This window comes from Bacillus sp. AFS012607 (assembly GCF_002558005.1).
Lineage (GTDB): Bacteria > Bacillota > Bacilli > Bacillales > Bacillaceae_G > Bacillus_A > Bacillus_A thuringiensis_S.
On record NZ_NTVM01000078.1, the window covers coordinates 1 to 3,048 of the forward strand.

A 3,048-nucleotide genomic window follows, 5' to 3' on the forward strand; every position below is an offset into this window, starting at 1 on the left:
AAGAAGGGTGAGAAAGGAATCAAAATTCTTGTTCCAAACCGAACGGTAGCAAGATTTAAAGACAAAGATGGGACATGGAAATCCGTTACAAAGGCGAGTGAGCAAGAAAAAAAACAAATTGAATCTAAAAGCGTAGAAGTGAAACCAGGTCGCTTATATTTTGCTGTCGGTCATGTGTTTGATGTGTCCCAAACAAACGCAAAAGCGGAAGATCTTCCTCGTATTTTTCCGAATCGTTGGCTAGACGGGAGCGTAACAGATTACAAGAGTTTGTACAAGGGAATGGAAGCTATTGCGGAAAAAAACGGTGTGAAAATTATTGAGCCGAAGCAAGAACTTGGGGTCGCAAAGGGGGTTAGTTACACCTTAACAAAAGAAGTTGCTTTGAATCCACGAAACAGTGAATTACAAAATGTAAAAACACTTCTTCACGAATTAGCACATGCCAAACTTCATACAGCAGAGACACATATGCATTACACAGCACCAGAAAAAGAGTTTCAAGCAGAAATGACAGCTTATGCCGTTTCTTCTTATTTTGGGATTGATACAAGTGAATATTCCTTAGGGTATTTAGCAAGCTGGACACAAGGAAAAGAAATGAAAGATAAAACCAAGTTGTTGAAAGAAGTACATGAAACTTCGATTGAATTTATTGAAACAATTGAAAATACGTTAGAAAAGGAAAAAGAAAAAACGAATGAAAAGGGAGTAGATAATATGTCAAAACAAGTGTCTGATAATGAAAAAGAGCATGTAGTAACAGTTGAAATACTAGATAAGGATATAAAAGACGGTGAGATTGCAAAATTACACATGGTGGATGCAGAAACCAAAGAAGTATATCATATGGCAATTTATGATCCGGGTGTATTAGACCGTGATGAATTTTATAATGGCGAAAGGGATGTTTCTAATATTGAAGATATTTTTAAAGGAGATGTTTATGAAAAAGTAAAAGATACTCTCCTTGATAGAAACGAAAGTCAATCATTTACTGTACGTGAAGAAGATTTGCTTATTCCTTTAAGTGAGTTAGAACAAGATGATCGATACGCTATATTATTTAATACAGAAAAATATGAAGTGGCTAAAATAAAAGAAAATGAAAAACAGAATGAAAATAGAGAACAGAATGAAAGTGAAAAAAATATTTTACTAGTGGAATACATGAGTTTAAGTAAAACGACACAAGAACTCATTTCTGTTAACGATTTAAGAGAACAAGCAGATAAAAATCGAGCGTTTGAGCCTGTAGAAGGGGCAGAAAAATTGAGTGATAAAGAATTTATTGAAGCATTTAATGAGGCGAATCAAGAAAAGTATGCAGCATTAAATCAGGACGAAATTAATCGTCCAACTATGTTAGTTCAATGGAGCGACAACGAAACTTTTAAGAATAATCAACTGATCCCATTTGGAGAAGCCAATGAAAAAATGGCTGAAGTTATTTCAAGTATTGAAAAAGCAAGGGAAGAAGCTAGAGAAAGAGGTGAAACCATCCCTTACGATCAAGCTCGTTATCATATTGCCATTCCAAAAGAAGTCGATAGGGAGTTTGGAAGAATGGAGCTTGTGAGTATGGATCGTATGAATATGGGGGATGGGGACTACAAGACACCGTATGAACAAGTATTAAACGAGAAAAGGCATTTATCGGATGAAGTAAAACAAGCGTTACGAGATGAGGTAGTGAATCATAGAAATAACAAAGAAATACCGATGGAAAAAGTACAAGAAAATCCATTAGAAAAATCAAAAGAGACACCCAACCACTTAGTAACAATTGAAGTATTGGCAAACGGTATACACGATGAAGAAGAAGTTGCAAGAATCCACATGATGGATGCTGTTACAAAAGATATTGATTATTTGTCTGTATGGAATCAAGATTCAACAAATCGGGAAGATTTATCTGTTTTCCTCATGGAGAAGAACGGGAAACGGGAAGATTACCCCTTAGATAACATTTTGAAACCAGATTTATATGAAAAGGTTCAAAGTTCTATCTTTGACGGGAGAGGAAATTTGTCATTTGTGGTTTATGAAAAGGATGCAAATATGAGTCTAGATGAATTGGTAAAAGATGAACGATATGGACACTTAGTTGATAAAGCGGAGGCACAAAAAGATTACTCATTTAATGAAAAAGAAGTGGAATTATATAAAGAAATGAAGAAGGAAGGATATGCACCTATTGCTTCTCTAGATCAACAAATTCAGCCTTTAAAAGAAAAGGAGCCAACTACGTTAGATAAGGATTTAAGTCGAAAATTCGAAGCATACAGACGTTCACAATATGAAGAAACGCCAGATAATATTGATAGTATTGTCACTCGTGTAAAAGCTGAAGAGCGGTATTATACAACGAAATATGTCTCGATTGATAATGAGCTGGTAAGCCAGGAACACGTTGTGAAATTAGAAAACAGAGTTGATGAGAAGCTTGGGAAAGAAGGGATAACGGTGAATCAGTCTACAACATCTAAGGAAATGGATGTAGATAAAAAATTTCAGCCATTAAACGGAAAACAAACGAATAATAAAGAAAAAGATAAAGAAATAGATCCTGGGAATGTAGATCAGTCGAAAACTACAAAGAAATCAGGTAGAAGAAGAGAAACACTGGAAATGGAACGATGAAAAATTTTATAACAGGAAAATCAGATTAAATCATTTTTTGTTACTCAATTGAGAAAACAGGAAGTGATTTTTTTATATCTAGAAATGAAAGAGGGTAAAAAAATCCCTCTTTCTTGTTTTTGGAACGAAAGGGGTGAATGTCATGAATGTATGGCTGTTTGCGAGCTGTATGTTCCTTGTAGCTGTCTTTTTGAACATGTTGCTATTATTTGGTCACAGAATGATGAAAAAGCACAGAAATAAGAAATGGAAGCGTAAAACTGAAATTGTAGATTAATAGGAGGTAATACGTATGGGAAAAACATTATTTATTGCAGAAAAGCCGAAGGTAGCTGTTGAATTATTAAAATCACCTAGATTTAAAAACTCAAAAAGATATCCAGGGAGCAAGCCTTATTATGGTTA

At 34.6% G+C, this 3,048-nt stretch carries 3 protein-coding genes; all 3 read left to right on the forward strand.

Features of this window, described 5'->3' with window-relative positions:
- The coding region (locus CN409_RS30790; protein WP_098217976.1) for an LPD25 domain-containing protein at positions 1 to 2,643 on the forward strand (2,643 nt) is incomplete at its 5' end.
- A gap of 142 nt (positions 2,644 to 2,785) precedes the next feature.
- Entirely contained in the window at positions 2,786 to 2,920 is a 135-nt protein-coding gene (locus tag CN409_RS32610) for a hypothetical protein (RefSeq protein ID WP_255287412.1), read from the forward strand.
- A 15-nt stretch (positions 2,921 to 2,935) separates the two neighbouring features.
- Positions 2,936 to 3,048: DNA topoisomerase I (locus CN409_RS32900; protein WP_098217978.1), on the forward strand; the 113-nt coding region annotated here is incomplete at its 3' end.

Bases quoted from the DNA above. Each gene is read 5' to 3' on its own strand.
- CN409_RS32610 (WP_255287412.1), top strand. From the start codon at position 2,786: ATGAATGTATGGCTGTTTGCGAGCTGTATGTTCCTTGTAGCTGTCTTT.